At 64.2% G+C, this 18238-nt stretch carries 15 protein-coding genes and 1 pseudogene; 9 read left to right on the plus strand and 7 right to left on the minus strand.

Features of this window, described 5'->3' with window-relative positions; all coding sequences use genetic code 11:
* Window positions 1-96: 96 nt before the first annotated feature.
* Window positions 97-972, minus strand: a complete 876-nt coding sequence (locus XcyCFBP4188_RS16460) for a DMT family transporter (protein ID WP_006448613.1) — start codon at window positions 970-972, stop codon at window positions 97-99.
* Window positions 973-1197: 225 nt separating this feature from the next.
* On the opposite strand from XcyCFBP4188_RS16460, the gene XcyCFBP4188_RS16465 reads away from it, so the two are divergent.
* Both XcyCFBP4188_RS16465 and XcyCFBP4188_RS16470 read left to right on the plus strand, forming a co-directional pair.
* A complete protein-coding gene (locus XcyCFBP4188_RS16465; protein ID WP_006448614.1) occupies window positions 1198-2049 on the plus strand; it encodes a class I SAM-dependent methyltransferase in 852 nt (283 codons plus the stop codon).
* Window positions 2050-2173: 124 nt separating this feature from the next.
* A complete protein-coding gene (locus tag XcyCFBP4188_RS16470) occupies window positions 2174-2725 on the plus strand; it encodes a hypothetical protein (RefSeq protein ID WP_006448615.1) in 552 nt (183 codons plus the stop codon).
* A 207-nt stretch (window positions 2726-2932) separates the two neighbouring features.
* Here the strand turns inward: XcyCFBP4188_RS16470 and XcyCFBP4188_RS16475 are convergent, their stop codons facing one another.
* On the minus strand, window positions 2933-3280 hold the full coding sequence (locus XcyCFBP4188_RS16475) for a hypothetical protein (RefSeq protein ID WP_180334422.1): 348 nt from the start codon (window positions 3278-3280) through the stop codon (window positions 2933-2935).
* Between the two features lie 311 nt (window positions 3281-3591).
* On the opposite strand from XcyCFBP4188_RS16475, the gene XcyCFBP4188_RS16480 reads away from it, so the two are divergent.
* A complete protein-coding gene (locus XcyCFBP4188_RS16480) occupies window positions 3592-4137 on the plus strand; it encodes a hypothetical protein (RefSeq protein ID WP_006452317.1) in 546 nt (181 codons plus the stop codon).
* 237 nt (window positions 4138-4374) lie between these two features.
* On the opposite strand, the gene XcyCFBP4188_RS16485 is transcribed toward XcyCFBP4188_RS16480, so the two are convergent.
* Window positions 4375-6249, minus strand: coding sequence for a GGDEF domain-containing protein (locus XcyCFBP4188_RS16485; protein WP_104592454.1), 1875 nt, complete (start codon window positions 6247-6249; stop codon window positions 4375-4377).
* Between the two features lie 392 nt (window positions 6250-6641).
* Here XcyCFBP4188_RS16485 and XcyCFBP4188_RS16490 point away from each other — a divergent pair, with 392 nt between their 5' ends.
* Together XcyCFBP4188_RS16490 and XcyCFBP4188_RS16495 are read left to right on the plus strand one after the other, a co-directional pair.
* Window positions 6642-7733 (plus strand): DUF1615 domain-containing protein, encoded by a 1092-nt coding sequence (locus XcyCFBP4188_RS16490; RefSeq protein WP_104592455.1) that lies wholly within the window; start codon window positions 6642-6644, stop codon window positions 7731-7733.
* A 175-nt stretch (window positions 7734-7908) separates the two neighbouring features.
* Window positions 7909-10233 carry a S9 family peptidase gene (locus tag XcyCFBP4188_RS16495; RefSeq protein WP_104592456.1) on the plus strand — a complete coding sequence of 775 codons (2325 nt, stop codon included), beginning with the start codon at window positions 7909-7911 and terminating at the stop codon, window positions 10231-10233.
* A gap of 254 nt (window positions 10234-10487) precedes the next feature.
* Here XcyCFBP4188_RS16495 and XcyCFBP4188_RS16500 read toward each other — a convergent pair whose 3' ends face one another.
* Complete coding sequence (locus XcyCFBP4188_RS16500) at window positions 10488-12458, minus strand: alpha/beta hydrolase family protein (RefSeq protein ID WP_233397329.1); 1971 nt, start codon at window positions 12456-12458, stop codon at window positions 10488-10490.
* Between the two features lie 150 nt (window positions 12459-12608).
* On the minus strand, window positions 12609-12944 hold the full coding sequence (locus tag XcyCFBP4188_RS16505) for a DUF3817 domain-containing protein (protein ID WP_043910434.1): 336 nt from the start codon (window positions 12942-12944) through the stop codon (window positions 12609-12611).
* Window positions 12945-13094: 150 nt separating this feature from the next.
* Between XcyCFBP4188_RS16505 and XcyCFBP4188_RS16510 the strand changes: the two genes are divergently transcribed.
* From XcyCFBP4188_RS16510 to XcyCFBP4188_RS16525, 4 genes are all read left to right on the plus strand, one after another.
* The gene (locus XcyCFBP4188_RS16510) at window positions 13095-13751 is read left to right on the plus strand and encodes a YiiX/YebB-like N1pC/P60 family cysteine hydrolase (protein WP_043910437.1); all 657 of its coding nucleotides are present in this window, start codon (window positions 13095-13097) and stop codon (window positions 13749-13751) included.
* Window positions 13744-14709, plus strand: a complete 966-nt coding sequence (locus XcyCFBP4188_RS16515) for an alpha/beta hydrolase (RefSeq protein WP_046933713.1) — start codon at window positions 13744-13746, stop codon at window positions 14707-14709. Before XcyCFBP4188_RS16510 ends, XcyCFBP4188_RS16515 begins: the two co-directional genes overlap by 8 nt.
* A 62-nt stretch (window positions 14710-14771) precedes the next feature.
* Window positions 14772-15713 (plus strand): CPBP family intramembrane glutamic endopeptidase, encoded by a 942-nt coding sequence (locus XcyCFBP4188_RS16520; protein WP_104592457.1) that lies wholly within the window; start codon window positions 14772-14774, stop codon window positions 15711-15713.
* Between the two features lie 321 nt (window positions 15714-16034).
* Window positions 16035-16496: a DUF4126 family protein gene (locus XcyCFBP4188_RS16525; RefSeq protein WP_006452327.1), complete on the plus strand. Its 462-nt coding sequence runs from the start codon at window positions 16035-16037 to the stop codon at window positions 16494-16496.
* Between the two features lie 89 nt (window positions 16497-16585).
* Here XcyCFBP4188_RS16525 and XcyCFBP4188_RS16530 read toward each other — a convergent pair whose 3' ends face one another.
* Window positions 16586-17560: a glutathione S-transferase family protein gene (locus XcyCFBP4188_RS16530; protein ID WP_006452328.1), complete on the minus strand. Its 975-nt coding sequence runs from the start codon at window positions 17558-17560 to the stop codon at window positions 16586-16588.
* A gap of 171 nt (window positions 17561-17731) precedes the next feature.
* Window positions 17732-18181: pseudogene (locus XcyCFBP4188_RS16535) on the minus strand (SPFH domain-containing protein); the annotation flags it as partial.
* Window positions 18182-18238: the final 57 nt, after the last annotated feature.

Below are 18238 nucleotides of genomic sequence, written 5' to 3' on the forward strand. Positions count from 1 at the left end.
ATCGCAACAGCATCACGCGCATCGCGACATGTCGAAACAGCGCCCTTCCGATTCCCCATTCCCGATTCCCCATTCCCGCGGCGCACCGCGCCGACCTCAAACAATCTTGGTCCGTCGCCACCAACGCGACACCTGTTCTTCGCGTACCAGCGTGAACAAACCGGCGCCCAGAATCAACGCAATACCCACCGCCATCGGCCAATCCAGATGGTCGTGAAACAGCAGATAGCCGAACGCGATCGCCCACAACATCTGGCTGTATTGCGTGGGCGCCACCACGCTCACCGGCGCCATGCGCGTGGCGTACATCAGGCAGATCGCCGCCAGACCCGCGAGCAAGCCGTAGCCTGCCAACAAGTACCACTGGTACAGCGTGGGCCAGACGAAGGTCGGCGACATCATGATCCCGCCCATCACCAACGGGCCGATCACGCCGGCGCCATAGAGCGTCAACCGCTTCTCGCTATGGCCGGCCATGCGCAAGGTGATCACCGAGATCGCACCCACCAGGCCACAGACGATCGCCGCCACATGCCCGTGGGTGAGATGGCGAAAGCCGGGGCGCAACACGATCAACACGCCGATGAAGCCCACGATCACCGCCGACCAACGCCGCCAATGCACTTCTTCCTTGAGGAACACCACCGACAGCACGGTCACGAAAATCGGCATCAAGAAGATCAGCGCAAAGGCCTCGGCCATCGGCAAGGTGGTAAAGGCAATCACCGAGGTCAGATTGCCGATCGCACCGGTAAGCGCACGCAGCAGCCACAGACTGGGCTGCTTGGCCATCACCAGCTCGCGCAGGCGGTCGTCGGGCTTCTTCAGGAACGGCACCGCCACCAGCATCAGCAACGCGCCGAGAAACAGCACTTCGTAGACCGGCAACGTGCCTTCGAGCAGCTTCACGAACGCATCGCTGATCGAATAGGCCGCATAGCAGGCGAACCCCAACAACACACCCTTCAGCATTGCCGACACTCCACGGTTGGCCGATCCGACGCGATGTCGGTGCGGGCAGTGCACAGTATGCGGTGCGCCATGCGTTGGAGGAATCGTTGCGCGCAGCCGCTGCTTGCGCACTCCCGGGTTACTTGCAGGCAACAGGATGCCGGCACGCTATAGGTCGGTTACGATGCCGATTCCTTCCTTGACACCGGCGCGCGCGCTACGCGCCCGAATCCAGACCTGTCACCCGTGCCCCATTACTCCGGCCCACTACTCATTCTCTCTGACGCCCAAGCCCTGCTTGCGGCGCGCGGAAATGGTCTGACTCAATGGACCGGGTCGCTGGACCTGGGCCGCAGTACCGGCACTGCGCAGCTGGATGCGCAGACCTGGCAGTGGCGCGGCAGAGGCTACCCGTATCCGGGCAAGCTCAAGGAGCGCACGCTGTATTTCTGGGACGGCGACGACTTTGCGCCGATCTCGCGTTTCAACGGTGCGTTGATCAAGCTGGTGCCGACCGAATGGGGCGCGCCCACCTTCGAGATCGACGGCATCAAGATGTTGCCGTCGGCACAACTGTCGCCGTTCGACGATGCGCGCCGCAAGGTGGCACTGGTGGATCCGCGCGGCAAGATCGTGCTGGATACCTGTGGGGGCCTGGGCTATTTCGCCGCCTGCTGCCTGGAGGCCAACGTGGCGCAACTGCACTCGTTCGAAAAGAACGCCGACGTGCTGTGGCTGCGCACCCTCAATCCGTGGTCGCCGGATCCGGACGACGATGCCAGCGGTGGACGTCTGCAGCTGACACACGCCGATATTTCGCAGCACGTCATCGCACTGGCCGACGGTTCGGTCGACGCCATCCTGCACGACCCGCCGCGCTTCGGCATTGCCGGCGAGCTGTATTCGCAGGTGTTCTACGACCAGCTTGCACGCGTACTGCGCCGTGGCGGGCGCATGTTCCATTACACCGGCGCGCCCAACAAATTCACCAGCGGGCGCGATGTTCCCAACGAAGTGAGCAAGCGCCTGAGCAAGGCTGGTTTCAGCACGCAACTCGCCTTGGATGGTGTGCTGGCGACGTTGCCTGCGCGGCGCTGAGTGTCGTCTGCGCGATCAGGTACAACCGCCCCCGCCATCATTGAGACACCTCAACGCGTGGGCCATGCAGACAGCGATAGCGGATGAATCTGCGATACTGCACCGCCCTCGACAAGGATGTTGCATGCGCCTCCATCTCACTGCTTTATGCTTGGCCCCACTCGTGCTGATGCTGTGCACGCCAGCAGGCGCACAGACGCAATCGCAGGCACAGACACCGCCCGCGCAGCCCATGTCTGAAGTCACGCTCTCCAACCCTGTCACCACCGCCACACTGGCCGGGCGCACGATTCGCTTGGGCGAGCACGCTGGAAAATGCGCAGTGCTGCGCGACGACGAAGTGTTTCCCCTAGGCATCGGTGCGCCGTGCTATTTCAGCATCGCGCGCGACCGCAGCGCACAGGTGCACCACTTCCAGGGCAGCGACATTGTGCTGGTGCAGCATGCCCATCAAACGGCAAGCCCGGACTGGGACGTCAAACTCTACGGGGCGATCTGCGCCTTCGAATCGCAGTCCGTGCGTGAGGTCGACGATGTGCTGGAAGCCGGCATCGTCGCCAGCTCCTGGCATTGCGACCCGACAGGCGGTGCCGACCAGAAAGAGTTCGTCTACAGCTACGACACCTGGCCGAAGCGCAACGCAGCCAAACCTTCGCGCAAGCGTGGGACACCGTGAAGTCTGTTCAAGAGTCGCGAACAGAACTGCCAGGTGTGTGCAGCCGCTGATCTGCGGCCTGGCTGCAAGGCCCTTGCCCCCTCACCATCGCGGGACACGCTGCAAGTACGTCCTTGTAAGCTCTTACGCGGCATCCATGCCGCGTAAGGTCCCGCGACGGTGAGCGGGCAAGGGCCAGTGGAGATGGTCGGTGTGCGTGACCTGCCATCAGCGTCTGCCGCGCCGCATGGCCTCGGCACGATCGCGCCGGTAATCCTTCCATGCGAGATACGCAAACACACCCACCACCACCAACAAGGCAGTGGTCAACAGGCCATCCCAGCCGATCGAGATCCAGTAGCGCTGCGGGTCGGTCTCGGCATAAAACGTCCTGGCCGGCCGACCACGAACGACGCTGACATAGCGCCCGCTGATCACCGCCTGCAGCAACAACCATAGCCGCCCGCAACAGGCCACCGCGATCACGAGGACCACCCCGCGGACAAGCCAGTCGACGATGCGGGAATTGGCAGGTACCGGCGTCGGTGGTGGTGGTGATTTGGGACGTTTTTTCAAGCAGGCCTCTCTGCAATCGTGCGACGCAGTTTACCGCTGGCACTTTGCATCGGCGCCTGTCGGCGTGATCGCGCGCAGACAGGACGCGGCCTTCAACTGCAACACGACGCTATGCACGTGCAGCCTGGTCGCAGCCGCTATAATCGCCGCGCAGCGCACTCGATCGAGTGACATGGAACGCTCCACGCTGCATTCGTCTCAAGGAAGATGGCCGGCAGCACTGCCACGCGGATTGTCTGGACGCTTCCTTGGATTTTTTGCTGTGACGCCATGCAACGGCGGCAACAGTCTTCCCTCAAGGATCTTTCGCTTTGAAGACGTTCACCACACTCCTGCTTGTCTCTCTCAGTCTGCTGCTTGCTGCCTGCGGCGGCGGCACCACCACCGGCGCCTCCAAGCTCTCCTCCAGCGAGTACCTGTTGCACAACATCTCGGTCTGGAATGGCGCGGTGACCATCATCGACCCGTGGGTGTCCGGCGATCGCGGGCAGAGCCTGGTGAACGATGCCATCGCGCACAAGCCGCTGGACAGCTACAAGACCGCGCTGGGCAGCCAACGCAAGGCGCTTGCCGCCAATGCGCAGGCCAATGCCGCCGTTGCCTCGGGCGTGCCGGATAACGCCAAGGACCTGGACGGCAAGTTGTCGGCCTACCTCAAGAGCGCCGACGCGATGATGGCCGCGCTGGAGCGCTTTGCTGCACTGCCCAACGGCTACACCAATACCGAGCTGGCACCGCTGGCCAAGGACCTGGAAACCGTGTCGGCCCAGCTCAATGTCGATATCGAAGCCCTGAATACCGCGCAGCGCGCCTATTCCAAGGAGCACAAGGTGCCGATGCAGGAAGTCAGCCAGTAAGCACGACGGTATCGCCGGTGGCGCCTTGCGGACCGTGATACGTGGTCCGCAAGGCGCGATCGAGCCTTCTCGCTTCACTTCACTGCACTGGTCAACTCACACGCAGATGCACAACGCACTGCGATGAAAAACGTCATGCGGCTTAGAGCGGCATCGTTGCTCGATGCTGCAGCGCGACTGCAGACCCCAGCGATTTAAAGAACGCGATCCGCAAATACGCGATCGACGCACGCACGTTCAGCACACCGCCCATTGATCGCGCCCTGCAGTCTTGGCTGCATACAACGCAAGATCGGCCTGGCTCAGCAGCACGTCCAGGCCGGTGGCGGCGGTAACGCTGACCGCGCCCATGCAGAACCGCACCGGCTGGTCTGCCGGCAGGCCGGGAATCTGGATGGCCGCCACGGCGCTGCGCAGGCGCGCAAACAGCGCAGGAATTTCTTCCGCGTTGCAGCCCGGCAATACCAGCAGGAATTCTTCGCCGCCCAGGCGGCCCAGGCGATCCTGCGTGCGCAAGGCCAGCTTCGAGGCGCTGGCGAGCGCCTTGAGCACCGCATCGCCGGTGGCGTGGCCGTGCACATCGTTGATCAGCTTGAAGTGATCCAGATCGATCAACGCCAGCATGCACGGGATCTGCGAGCGCAACGCTTGCTCGATCTGCTGTTGCGCCTCGGAGCGAATGGCGCGGCGATTGGGCAGGCCGGTGAGTTCGTCGCGCATCGCCAGCCGCGACAGCTGACGGCGATGGCGCGCACCGAAGGCCAGCACCACCAAGGCGCCCAGCAACAGCAGGCAGGCCGCACACAGCGCGATCCATAGCGTGCGTTGGCCGGCTTCGCGCGCCTGCAAGGCCAGTTGCGCGGTCTCGCTGCGGCGGCGCAGCTCGGCGGTTTCGGCGCCACGGCGGGCATCTTCGTCGCGCGCCTGCAAGCGCAGCATCACGGTGACGCGTTGGCGGTCCAGGCTTTGCGCGCGCAGCGTGTTGGCGCGTTGCAGTTCCTGGTATGCCTCGGCATGGCGGCCTTGCGCTGCCAGCGCCTGGGCAATGGCATCGAGCAGTTGCGCACGCCGGCTCAAGGTCAGGTTCGGGTCGTCCGCCGCCCTGGCCGCGACGATCTCGGCCCCCAGACTGTCTGCCTTCAACACCGTCAATGCCTGCAGCAACACCGCATGACACGCGGCGATACGGCCAACGTTGCCTTGTTTCTGCATCAGTGGCAGCGCCTCGCGTGCCATTGCCAATGCCGCATTCGCATCGCCGGTTTCGCTCAGCGCTTCGCTGGCGCTGGTCAGTGCTGCGGCCACGCCGGCCTGATCGCCGAGCTCACGGCTGAGCGCCAGCGCGCGCTTGAAGTGCAGCAAGGCGGCCTCGGGTTGCTGCGCGGCCAGCGACGTGCCGTACTCGTATTCGATCAGGCTGCGCTGGAAGCGTGCCGGCTGGCCGTGCAGGCGCGTCAGGGCATGCTGCAGATAATCTTCGGCTTCGCTGTCTTCTGCCATGCGCCCGCCGACACGGCTGGCCAGCGACCCCAGCTGGGTCAACGCGTCCAGCTCCAGGCTCAAGGTGTGCTCGCGCACCGCACACTGGTAGCTGGCCTGCGCCGCCTTCCATGCCTCATCGCTGCTGCTGGAGGCCGGCATGCTCCACATGTCGACCGCTTCCACTTCGCACAGCAGATCGTTGCGACCCAATGCCCGCGCCCGCTGACGCAGGTCTTCCAGACGCGTCACCATGCCGCGGTTGGGATTCTCGCGCACATCGCTCAGTGCCTGCACGGTATCCAGCCACAGCTGCGCCTGCGCGGCGTTGCCATGCAATTGCTCCAACACGGTGCGCGCCTGGCTGAGCACCAGCTGGCGATGATCGTTGTCTTCCAGCGAGATCAGGATGCGCGCCTGTGCCAGCAAGGCCCAGAATTGCGCGTCGGCGTCGCCATCGCTGCGCGCCTGCTGCAAAAAGGTCTGTGCGGTCTGCAACGCGGCCTTGGGGTCGTCGATTGCGGCCGATTCGATCGCCTTCCACGGCTGCGGCTGCGCCCACACCACCGCGCTGCTCAGCAGTAATGCGATCCCCGCGAAGACCCGTTGCCAGCGTGCCGCAAGGAGGCTCATCGGCGACTCATGAAGGCGACAAGGCACAACGCGCCGGGACCGTGACCACGGCGTCACCTCCGACCCGAACCGGGCTTGCTGGTTGCTGCGGCATTTCAGGCACTCCCATGGGTGGACAGCGGTGGAATTGGGCGAGGTCGGCGTCTGCTTGAACGCGACATCGATGCAGCAACCTCTGCAATGATGACCGGCAGGCATGCCAGGCACCGTGATCGCGACGTTCCTGATCGAGCTCGTTATCGGCCTGATCGCACCTGGCTTGAATCGGAGCGACCGACGCAGCGAGCTGCAGGCATCCCGTGTGTGCCGGTGTGTGCCGGTGTGTGCTGGCACCTGTCCGGCAGCGACGTAAACTGCCGCACGGCAGCCGCCGCCCGAGATCTGGAGACGCCGTGACATCCTGCTTGCCCCGCCTGCTCACGTTGCTTGCCGTCGCCTTGCTGGCGGCCTGCGCCACCCAGGCCCCGCGTGCGCCGCAGCGCTCTCCGGATGCGGTCAAGGCCGATATCGCCCGGCGCCTGCCGGCCACCCTCACCGATCGCGCCGGCTGGGCCAACGATGTGTACGTGGCGCTGTCCTCGCAGGCGCTGGACACCAGCCCCGAGCACATCTGCGCGGTGCTGGCGGTGACCGAGCAGGAGTCGACCTATCAGGCCAACCCTGTCGTTCCCAACCTGGGCAAGATTTCACGCGCAGAGATCGACCGCCGCGCCAGTGCGCACCACATTCCCGGCTTCATGGTCGACGCCGCCCTGCGCATCGACTCCCACGATGGCCGCAGCTATGCCACGCGCATTGCGAGCGCGCGCACCGAGCAGGAGTTGAGCAAGATCTTCGAGGATTTCACCGGCAGCGTGCCGTTGGGCGCGCGCCTGTTCGACGGGCTCAATCCGGTGCACACCGCCGGGCCGATGCAGGTGAGCATCGCGTTTGCCGAGCAGCATGCCGAGCGCTACCCGTATCCACCGGGCGACTCGATGCGCCATGAAGTCTTCAGCCGTCGCGGCGGGCTGTGGTTCGGCACCAGACATCTGCTCGGGTATCCGGCCAGTTACGACGCGCTGCTGTACCGCTTCGCCGATTTCAACGCCGGTTGGTACGCCAGCCGCAATGCCGCCTTCCAGGCCGCACTGAGCAAGGCCAGCGGCATCGCGCTCGCGCTGGACGGCGATCTGCTCACACCCGGCGCCAGCCTGGAGGCTCCCGGCGGCACCGAACGCGCCGCGCGCGCCCTGGGCAGCCAGCTGGCGATGAGCGACCGGCAACTCCGCCGTGCGCTGGAAGCCGGCGATACGGCCGATTTCGAGGACACCGACCTGTATCGCCAGGTGTTCGCGCTGGCCGAGCGCAGCACCGGCAAACCGTTGCCGCGCGCCGTATTGCCGGGTATCACCCTGGAAAGCCCGAAGATCACCCGCACGCTCACCACCGCCTGGTTCGCGCAGCGGGTGAACGAGCGTTGGAAACGCTGCATGGGCAAGTAGCCGCACGCCCTCGCGCGCGGCACACCCTGTATGTCGGCGCACGTTGCGCCTGTCGCAACGGCTTGGTCTACGGCCATGGCACGACCTATGGCAGAGGCACACGCACCGCCGGCCCAGGTAGCATCAGGGTGCTGCGTCGACCGCATCGACGCGCGCCCCTTCCGACGAGGTCCACATGCTCACACCGTTGCCGATGCGCCACCTGCTCACCGCCCTGGCGCTGGCCGCGCTGCCCGCGCTGGCCAGCGCGCAGGTCCCCAGCGTGACCGAGGCCGACTACGCTCGCGCCGAGCGCCTCACCAGTTATCTGGCGCAGCCGCTGGTCGACCATGCCGCCACGCGCATCGACTGGCTGGACGCCACGCATGTGGTCTATGTCGATCACGATGCCACCGGCAACCGGCTGCTGCAGCTGGATACCGCCACCGGCAAGACCGCGCCGCTGTTCAAGCAGTCCACGCTGATCGGCTCGCTCAATACGCTGCTCAAGACCGGCGACAAACCGCTCAAGGCCGACACGTTCGCACCGGTGGTCAAGCGCACCGCCGATGGCCGCTACCGCCTCAACGTCCGCGATACCGCCGTGGTCTGCGACACGCGTGCGCGCTGCAGCAAGCTCTATGCGAAGGACAAGGCAGAGCCGGGCGTGCCGTCGCCGGACAAGCGCAGCGAAGCCTTCATCCGCAACTGGAACCTGTGGGTACGCGATCTGGCCAGCGGCCAGGAAACCCAGCTCACCCGCGATGGTGTGGAGAATTTCGGCTACGCCACCGACAACGCCGGCTGGCAGCACAGCGACAACGCCATCGTTGCCTGGTCGCCGGACTCGCGCAAGATCGCCACCTTCCAGCAGGACCAGCGCAAGACCGGCGACATGTATCTGGTCAGCACCAAGCTCGGGCATCCGGAACTGCAGTCGTGGAAATACCCGCTGGCCGGCGACAAGGACGTGACCATGATCGAGCGCGTGGTCATCGATGTGCCCACGCGCAGCGTGCTGCGGCTGAAACTGCCTCCGGATCAGCACCGCTCCACCCTGTGCGACGACGTGAGCTGCTCGCCGGGCCTGTGGGACGATGTGAAGTGGGCGCCGGACGGCAAGACGCTGGCCTTCGCGTCCACCTCGCGCTTCCACAAGCAGACCTGGTTGCGCATCGCCGATGTCGCCACTGGCGAAGTGCGCACCGCCTTCGACGAAACCGCCAAGACCTATTACGAAAGCGGCCAGGTCGCCGCCAACTGGACGTACCTGCCCGGCAGCAATGAGGCGATATGGTTCTCCGAACGCAGCGATTGGGGCCAGCTGTATCTCTACGATCTGGGCACCGGTAAACCCAAGCGCGCGATCACCACCGGCGAAGGCAACGTCACCGAGTTGTTGCGCGTGGACCCGGTGACGCGCACCGCGTGGTTCGTCGGTGTGGGCCGCACGCCGGGCGTGGACCCGTACTACCAGCAGCTGTGGAAGGTGAGCCTGGACGGTGGTGAGCCGGTGCTGCTCACACCCGAAGTGGCCGATCACAGCATTGCGTTGTCGCCCGATGGCGCACGCTTCGTCGATACCTATTCCACCTCAGTCACCCCGCCGGTCACGCTGTTGCGCAATGCCGGCGACGGACGCACTGTCAGCACGATCGCCACTGCTGACATCACCCGCCTCAAGGCCGCCGGCTGGGTGCCGCCGGAGCCGATCACGGTCAAGGCGCGCGACGGCAAGACCACGTTGTACGGGCTGATGTTCAAGCCCAGCAACTTCGACCCGGCGCGCAAATACCCGGTGATCGATTACATCTATCCCGGCCCGCAGACCGGCTCGGTACGTGGCCGCAGTTTCCTTGCCGGCCACGGCGACAATCAATCGTTGGCGGAGCTGGGCTTCATCGTGATCGCCATCGACGGCATGGGCACGCCGTGGCGTAGCAAGACCTTCCACGACACCTGGTACGCCAACATGGGCGACAACACCTTGCCCGACCAGGTGGCCACGATCAAAGAACTAGGCCAGCGCTATACCTGGTTCGATACCAGCCGCATCGGCATCTGGGGCCACTCCGGCGGCGGCAACGCCTCCACCGCCGCGATGCTGCGCTACCCGCACCTGTTCAAGGTGGCCTGGTCGGAGAGCGGCAACCACGACAACCGCGGCTACGAAGACGACTGGGCCGAGAAGTATCACGGCGAACACATCGTCAACAAGGATGGCACGTCCAACTACGAGGACCAGGCCAACGCCGGCCGCGCCGCCAATCTCAAGGGCCGGCTGATGCTGGTGCACGGCACCCTGGACGACAACGTGCCGCCGTATCTCACCTTGCTGGTGGCCGATGCGCTGATCAAGGCCAACAAGAACTTCGACATGCTGATGCTGCCCGACGCCAAACATGGCTATGGCGATCTCACCCCGTATGTCACACGCCGCCGCTGGGATTATTTCGTGCAGTACCTGCTCGGCGCCACGCCGCCGGCGGCGTATCAGATGAAGCCGATGCCCAAGAACTGAGCGGCGCACAGGCAGCACGGTCGCCGGCGCCGCACCAGGCGCCGGCGACCTGCGCACGCTGACGCAGGCACCCTGTCGCGTAGGAGCGGCCCTGGCCGCGATGCCTTACCGATAAATACGCAAGGCATATCAGGCGACATTGCCAACCCGGCATAGCGTTGTCCGGCGCCTGAACATCCCGCACCACCACACCACCACTACGCTGCTCGGCCACACGTTGCATCCGGACAAAACCGGATGCAACCACCAAGCGCTTACTTCGCCGTGCGGCCGCCCAATTGCTTGTTCAAGAACGCCAGCAAGCGCGTGTAGTACTCACGCCGATGCGCTTCGGTATAGAAGCCATGGCCTTCGTTGGGAAAATACAGGGACTCCACCGGCACACCGGCCACTTTCAATGCGCGCTCCATGCGTTCGGTATGCGCCACCGGCGCGCGCTCGTCCTTGCCGCCTGCGGCCAGAAACACCGGCACCTTGATCTGGCGCGCCAGGGTCACCGGCGAGCGTGCCGCCAAGGTCTCGCGTGCGCCCAGCCAATCGCCGGTCCAGTTCTTGGCCCAGCGCGCGCGACTGGAATTGTCGCGCGCCAGGATGTCCAGGTCGTACACGCCGACGTAGCCGGCAGCGCAGCGGTACAAGCCTGGCTCCCTGGCCACGCCCATCAACGCCGCATAGCCGCCATAGCTGGCGCCGTACATGCAGATGCGCGATGCATCGGCCACGCCCTGCGTGATCGCCCAATGCGTGGCGTCGGTGAGGTCGTCCTGCATGCGCCCGCCCCATTCCTTGGCGCCGGCCTGCGTGAACGCACGCCCGTAATTGGCCGAACCGCGATAGTTGACGCGCAGCACCGCATAGCCGGCCGCAGCCAGCAGCTGGGTCTCGTCATCGAACGCCCACTTGTCGAAGATACCGAACGGCCCACCATGCGGCATCACGATCAGCGGCAACGGCTTGCCGGGCTCGGCGTTCAACGGCTGGGTCAGATAGCCATGCAGCTGCAGGCCATCGCGCGCCTTGAAACTCACCTGTTTGCTGGCCGGCACGCCATCGGGCGGAAACCATTCGCGGCGGCTGAACACACGGTCCGCACGCTTGCTCGCCGTATCGAACAGATAGTAGTCGCCGTTATTGCGATCGCTCCACACATAGGCGAGCACGAAGCGGCCATCGCTGGTGGCCGAGGTGATGTACACCGCATTGTCGCCAAAGGCTTTTTCCAGACTGCGATACAACCGCGCAGTCGGCGCTTTCTCATCGAAGAAGCGGTTGCGTACCCGATCGCTCATGTAGCTCACACCGATCGGCGTGGTGCCGTCCAGATCCTGCAGGATCCGGTAGGGGTCGACGGTGTCGTCGTGCAACAGCGGCGTCGACTTGCCGGTAGCCGGGTCCCACGCCACCACCACGTCGGTGCCGGTGGCCTGCTCCACTTCCAGATAGGCCTGCGTGCCATCGGCAGAAAAGCCAAGCGGAAATTCGCGATGGTGGCTGGTGGCCGAGTCGTTGATCAACTTCCACGGCGCTTGGTCGTTGTCGCGGTAATACAGCTTGCTGGCGTTTTCCACATCCGCCCCGTGCGCAAACCGGATGCGCCCCTGCCGGTCGGTGACAAAGCTGGCGCGGCGCACCGGTGAAGTGGCCACCGTGCTGCGCCGGCGCGTGTAGATGTCCAGCTTGTCGATGCGGATGTTCGGGTCGCCGACGAACGGAATCGACGACACCAGGATATTGCGTGGATCGCCCGGCAAGGTGTCCAGCATGAAAGTGCCCGGATCCAGCTCCATCTTCAACTGCGCACCGTTGATCTCATCGTTGGTGCCGTAGGGGCTGGCCAAGAGCCGCCCGTTCTTGCCATCGGCATCGATCGCATGCAATTGGCCGATGGCCATCGGCTCATCGCGCGAGCCCAGCCGCTGCGCCATCGACACCACAATGCGGTCGTCGTTGGCCCACCAGAAATCGTCCACCACGCTATTGGCGCCGCCGGTCACCTTGGCCGTGGCCACCTTGTCTTCGCGCCGCACCACACCCAACACGGTGCGATCTTCCAACGGCATGGTGATGGCGTAATACGCACCCGAGGGCGAAATCTTGATGCGCTCGAACTGGTCGTTCCTGAGATACGGCGTCAGATCCAGCGGTTCCTGCGGGGTTTGCGCGTGCAACGGCACCGCCATCAGGCCTGCCAGCGCGGCAGTCGCCACCATCGTCCAATAACGCATTGCTGCACTCCGCTTCTTCCTTGGTCGGCCTATGGTGGCAAAGGCAGTTTGCGGAGTCCATGGTCTGGCGTGACATCGGGTGCGTTGCGCAGCGGCATGCCGCATACCACACACGGCATTCCCCGCAGTGCCTAGCTTGCCTTGATGCGCTCAGCCACCGCGGCGTGTGCGTTGACCCAACAAGCCGATACGCCGAAACCACATCTCCAACGGCACCGTCACCAACGGCGGCAACGCGGCCAACAAGCTCAGCGCCCAGGCCCACCAAGGCCAGCGCAAACGCAACGCGGCAAGTACGCTGACCGCCACATAGAACAGGAACGCGGCGCCATGCAGGCGCCCGAACAGCCACACCACAACCTCGGTGGTGTGGGTGCCGTACTTGAGCAACATGCCGAGCAGCAACCCGGCCCAGGTCAGCCCCTCGAAGAACGCAGCCACGGCAAACAGCCGACCCATCGGCGACAACGCAGAAGAAGCACGCATGCAAGACTCCAGACGGACAAGGATTGCCGCGACGCGATGGCGGCGGCGGCGCCCGCTGGCAGTTGCATTCTACAGAGCGCTTACCGCATCGGCAGCGCGTCGCCGTTCTTGGCGATAATGGTCGCCCCTTGCACCACCTGCCGGCCGCCCATGCGCATCCTCTTCCTGCTTGTCATGCTTGCACTGGCACTGCTGCCCGCAACCTCCATCGCAGTGCAGCTACAGGATGGCGATCTGTTGTTCGTCACCGCAGCCCGCACCGGCCTGAGCGGCGCCATCGAAGATGCCACTGCCAAGCAGCACGCACCCAGCTTCGATCACGTGGCACTGGTCGCCCATCAAGGCGACACGCACGTGGTGCTGCATGCCGACGACAAGGGCTCGCGGCAGCAAGCACTGAGCGACTTCGTGGACGAGGCCAACGCCAAGCATCGGCAGATCAGCGTGTATCGGCTCACCGAGCCCTATCGCGCTGCGATCCCCGACGCCATCGCCCGGGCACGGCGCATGCTCGGCAAGCCATACAACGAAACCTACGTGCAGGACGACAATAGCTACTACTGCTCGGACTTCATCGAACGCGCGTTCCGCGCACATCACGTCTTTGCACTGCAGCCGATGAACTTCAAGAACCTGCAAACCGGCAAGATTTCACCGTATTGGACGGATTTCTATCGCAGCAAAGGCATGGCGGTTCCGCAGGGCTTGCCCGGCACCAATCCCAACGACATGGCAAGCGCGTCCGCGCTGACTTACGTTGGCCGCCTGCAAGACGGCCAAGTGCGGCCAGGAGACCACGTTGAGTAAGTTACTGCTGACAGGGCTGTTCGCCTTATTGTTCATTGGCTGCACCGATGCACCGCAGACGCCGCCGGCCAAGGTTGTGGAGCAGCGACCAAAACCGGCTCCCGCAGCAGCTGCAACAGCCGCGATTCCAGGCGGGCAACGTGGTGAAGGCAAGCCGTATGAAATGGTCGACAGTCAGGTCTGGGATGTCCCGGATCCTGCCTCCGGACGCAATTACCAAGTGTTCGTCGCGCTGCCACGCGGCTATGCGGACAACCCGGGCCGTCGCTATCCAGTGCTTTACGCGACCGACGGCGACTACGCGTTTCCGGTAGTGCGACAGATCGCACGCCGCTTGAATGGCGAAGGCCCGGCGATCGAAGATTTCATTCTGGTTGGGCTGTCCTACGCGGTGGGCGATGAGCCGATGCCCAGCCGCCGGCGCGATTACACGCCCACACCCGAGGATGGTGAAGGCGCTCCACCCTCTGCGACACATGGCAAAAGCACCTCCTACATCGCCTACCTGCGTGATCACGTACTGCCGTTCGTTGCCAAACGCTATCGCACCGACGAGCACAAGCGCCTGTATTACGGCCACTCTTACGGCGGCTTGCTGGGCACGCAGATCCTGCTCCAATCGCCCGAGATGTTTTCCGGCTACCTCCTCGGCAGCCCGTCCTATTGGTACGGCAAGCATGCGATGACGGCGCTGGAAGCCGCATCCGCAGCCAAGCGCAAGGATCTCCCCGCGCAGGTCTATCTGTATGTGGGCGAGTACGAACAACGGCGTTACCACCAGAACTACGATATGGTCACCGATGCCCAGGCGATGGTGCGGCGCTTGCGCGCACGCGGCTATGCATCCTTGCAGATCGAGCTGGAGGTGCTCAACGACGAAGATCACCTGAGCGTTGCGCCGCGCGGCATCACGCATGGGCTGAAGCATCTGTTGCATGACAGCGTCTCACCCACCTGAAACCGGGCGCCGCGGCAGCCGCCGCCCTGCATCGCCCACCCACTCTCTAGCAACCACACCATATGGAGTCGTACATGCACGCACCACTGCAACCGGTTACCGGACGTTCCTTCATCGGGAACGGACCCACGACGCACCAGATCGAACTGGGTGATCGCAATTTTCTGCACCCCGGGCGCCTGCGTTGGCTCCGCGCGATCGGCTGGGCAGTGGTGTTGCTTGTCGTGGTTGCCACATTGGCGCCCATGGCCGGCAGGTTCGTCGGCGGTCTGTTCCCCAAGGACTCCGGCCCCCTGCAACTGCTCGCCAGCCTTGTCGGTATCGCGGTCGGGCTGGGTGTCTATGTGCTTGCAGTGCGCCTGACCGAAGGGCGGCGCGCCAGCGAGCTGGCCGTGCGACCGATGCTGCCCCAGCTGATCATCGGTCTGCTGATCGGTGCGGCCATGTTCGCTACGGTCATGGGCATCATGGCGGTGTTCGGGCTGTACGACATCCAGGCACTGGGCATGGCGCCGGCATGGACGGCAGTCCGCAAGGCCTTGCAGGCGGGCGTGATCGAAGAGTTGATGTTCCGCGCCATTTTCCTGCGCCTGGTCTGGCGTGCGTTCGGTCCCTGGATCGCCTTCGCCGCGTCTGCGGCGCTGTTCGGCTTCGGCCATATCGCCAATCCGCACGCCACGGTCTTTGCTGCGATCTGCATCGCGCTGGAAGCCGGCATCCTGCTGGGCGCGTTCTACGCCTTGACCGGCCGGGTCTGGATGTCGATCGGCGTGCATATCGCCTGGAATTTCACCCAGGGCTATGTCTTCGGTGCAGCCGTGTCAGGGACCGACATGGGTCCGGCGATTGCCCGTAGCACCGCTCGCCCCGGCATCGCCGAATGGCTCACCGGCGGCCCCTTCGGCCCGGAAGCATCGCTGCCGGGCGTGCTGGTCTGCCTTGCCGTGGGCGTCACGGTCCTGTGGATGGCCTGGCGTGCGGGCAAGCTTGCAAAGCAGCCGTAAGCGCAGAACGCACCCACCACGCCGCCTTGCTCATCGACTGACGGTACGGCCGCCGTCAGTTCCGGTCACCGCCAAGAGACTCAAGACCCGGGCGTGTCCCTATCGGTCTGATCGCGCAGTCTGAAGCGTCCGCGGTCGCCCACACATCGCGTGACGCCAAGGCCGGCACTGCATGCCCTGCCCAGGTGCCTGCACATTGTGGGCACCACCTTGCCATCTCGCACACATGTGACGTCCTAGGCTTTGCGCTCCCACCCACGTCAGCGCTGGCTGCAGGATCCCAACCTGCATCGACTGAGACGCATCACTGCAGAGGTCCACATGTCCCTGATTCATTCGATCCTGATGGCCGCGGTTGCAGGCATGCGCTCGATGACCCCGCTGGCGGCGGTCGCCAATGCGGCCCGCACTGGCAACCTCCCCGCCGACAACGGCGCACCGAAGCTGCTTGCCAATCCGCTCGCATCGGCCGGCATGCTCGCGCTCGCCGGTGGTGAGCTGGCCGGCGACAAGATGAAGACCGCACCAGACCGCATCGTGCTGCCCGGCATGGTTGCCCGCATCGCCACCGGCGTGATCGTCGGCACAGCGCTGGCACCACGCGAGCAACGCGGCATCGCCGCACTGCTCGGTGCCGCCACTGCCGTCGCTGCGGCCTATCTCACCTTCAACGCACGCATGCGCGCAATCGAACGCTATGGCCAGACCAGCACCGGCGTGGTGGAAGATGCCATCTCGGTGGGTGCGGCAACGCTGATCATGCGTAGCGCTGCCAAACGCTGAGCATTTGGCAGTACATACGGTTGCCGCAATCGCGCTTCGGTCAACGCGGTGGCGTGCCTGAGCGCGGCGGCGCGAGGCCGGGAGATACATCAGCTACCGCGCCCATGCGGCGCATCCAGATCCAGCACCGGCCCCACCGGAACGATGCCGGTGGGATTGATCATGTCGTGGCTCTGGTAATAGTGATTCTTGATGTGCTGGAAGTCGACCGTGTCGGCGATACCGGGTAGCTGGTACAGCTCGCGCAGAAAGCCGGACAACTGCGGATAGTCGGCAATGCGCCGTAGATTGCATTTGAAATGCCCCACATACACCGCATCGAAACGCACCAGCGTGGTGAACAGGCGCCAGTCTGCTTCGGTAAGTTGGTCGCCGCACAGATAGCGTTGCTGGCTCAAACGCGTCTCAAGCCAATCCAATGTCTCGAACAGCGGCACCACCGCCTCTTCGTACGCAGCTTGCGTGGTCGCAAAGCCCGCCTTGTACACGCCATTGTTGACGGTGTCGTAGACACGCGCATTGACCGCATCGATCTGCTCGCGCAACGGCTCGGGGTAGAAATCGCCGTCTGCAGCGCCAACCTCGTCGAACGCGCTGTTGAACATGCGGATGATGTCGGCCGACTCGTTACTGACCACCATATTGCGCTCGCGGTCCCACAGCACCGGCACGGTCACGCGCCCTGAGTAGTGAGGATCGGCGTTGAGGTAGACCTCGTACAGATGCTGCGCATGATGAATCGCATCGCCCACCACACCCGGGCCCTGCGCGAAGGTCCAGCCGTGCTTGCCCATCAGCCAATGCACCACGGAGACGTCGATCATCGCCTCCAGGCCTTTCAGGCGACGAAAGATCAGCGTGCGATGCGCCCAAGGGCAGGCCAGCGACACATACAGGTGGTAGCGCCCAGGAGCGGCCTGAAAGCCGCCCTCGCCGTGCGGACCCGCACTGCCATCGCGTGTCACCCAGTTACGAAATCGCGACTGCGACCGTTCGAAACGCCCCTCGCTCTTGTCGGTGTCGTACCAACCGTCTTGCCATTTGCCGTCGACCAACAGGCCCATGGTGTCTTCTCCCACAACAACAGTAAGAAGCAACCCTAGCTCACCCGATTTGGAAAGTGCGTGAGCAGCCTTGGTGGCTTGGGCAAACGCACCAAGCCATGCGCTGTTGAATATCGAAGACACACAGCAAGTCAACAAGCGCGTTGGCTTGCCGTCTATCAATACCGCACGCTATTTAGCAATCACAGATGTGCCGGACGGCACCATGTAACACGCCTGCGCCTTTTTGCAGGCCTCTGCATTGAGCTCGGCGATCTGGCTGGCGAGGTCCTGCTCAGGCGTCAGCCCCATGCGATTGCGGTAGGCGTTGTCGGCATCCGCCTTGGCGACCTGTTCCTGCTCGCGCTGCCGTTCTGCAGTCGTCGCCTCGACCAAGGTTTTGACTCGCTGCTGCTGCGCAGCGGTGAGATTCATCTGCTGCAACACATCCGGATTGGGACGCGCACGGCCAAGCGTGATGTTCTGGATCTGGATCGGCAGGCCTTGTTGCTTGAGCAACGCACTCACGTTCTGTGTGACCGCGCCGTCTATCTTTTCGGCGATGTCCGGATTGCTCATCATCTTGGTCATGTCGTAGCGCTTGACCTGATCGCGCACGATGGAGGCGTACTGGCTGGCGACAACTGCAGTCTGGCCTGGCACCCCATTGGCGTCGACACCCCAGGATCGGCGAAAATA

The organism is Xanthomonas hortorum pv. cynarae, from assembly GCF_002939985.1.
Taxonomy (GTDB): Bacteria; Pseudomonadota; Gammaproteobacteria; order Xanthomonadales; family Xanthomonadaceae; genus Xanthomonas; species Xanthomonas hortorum_D.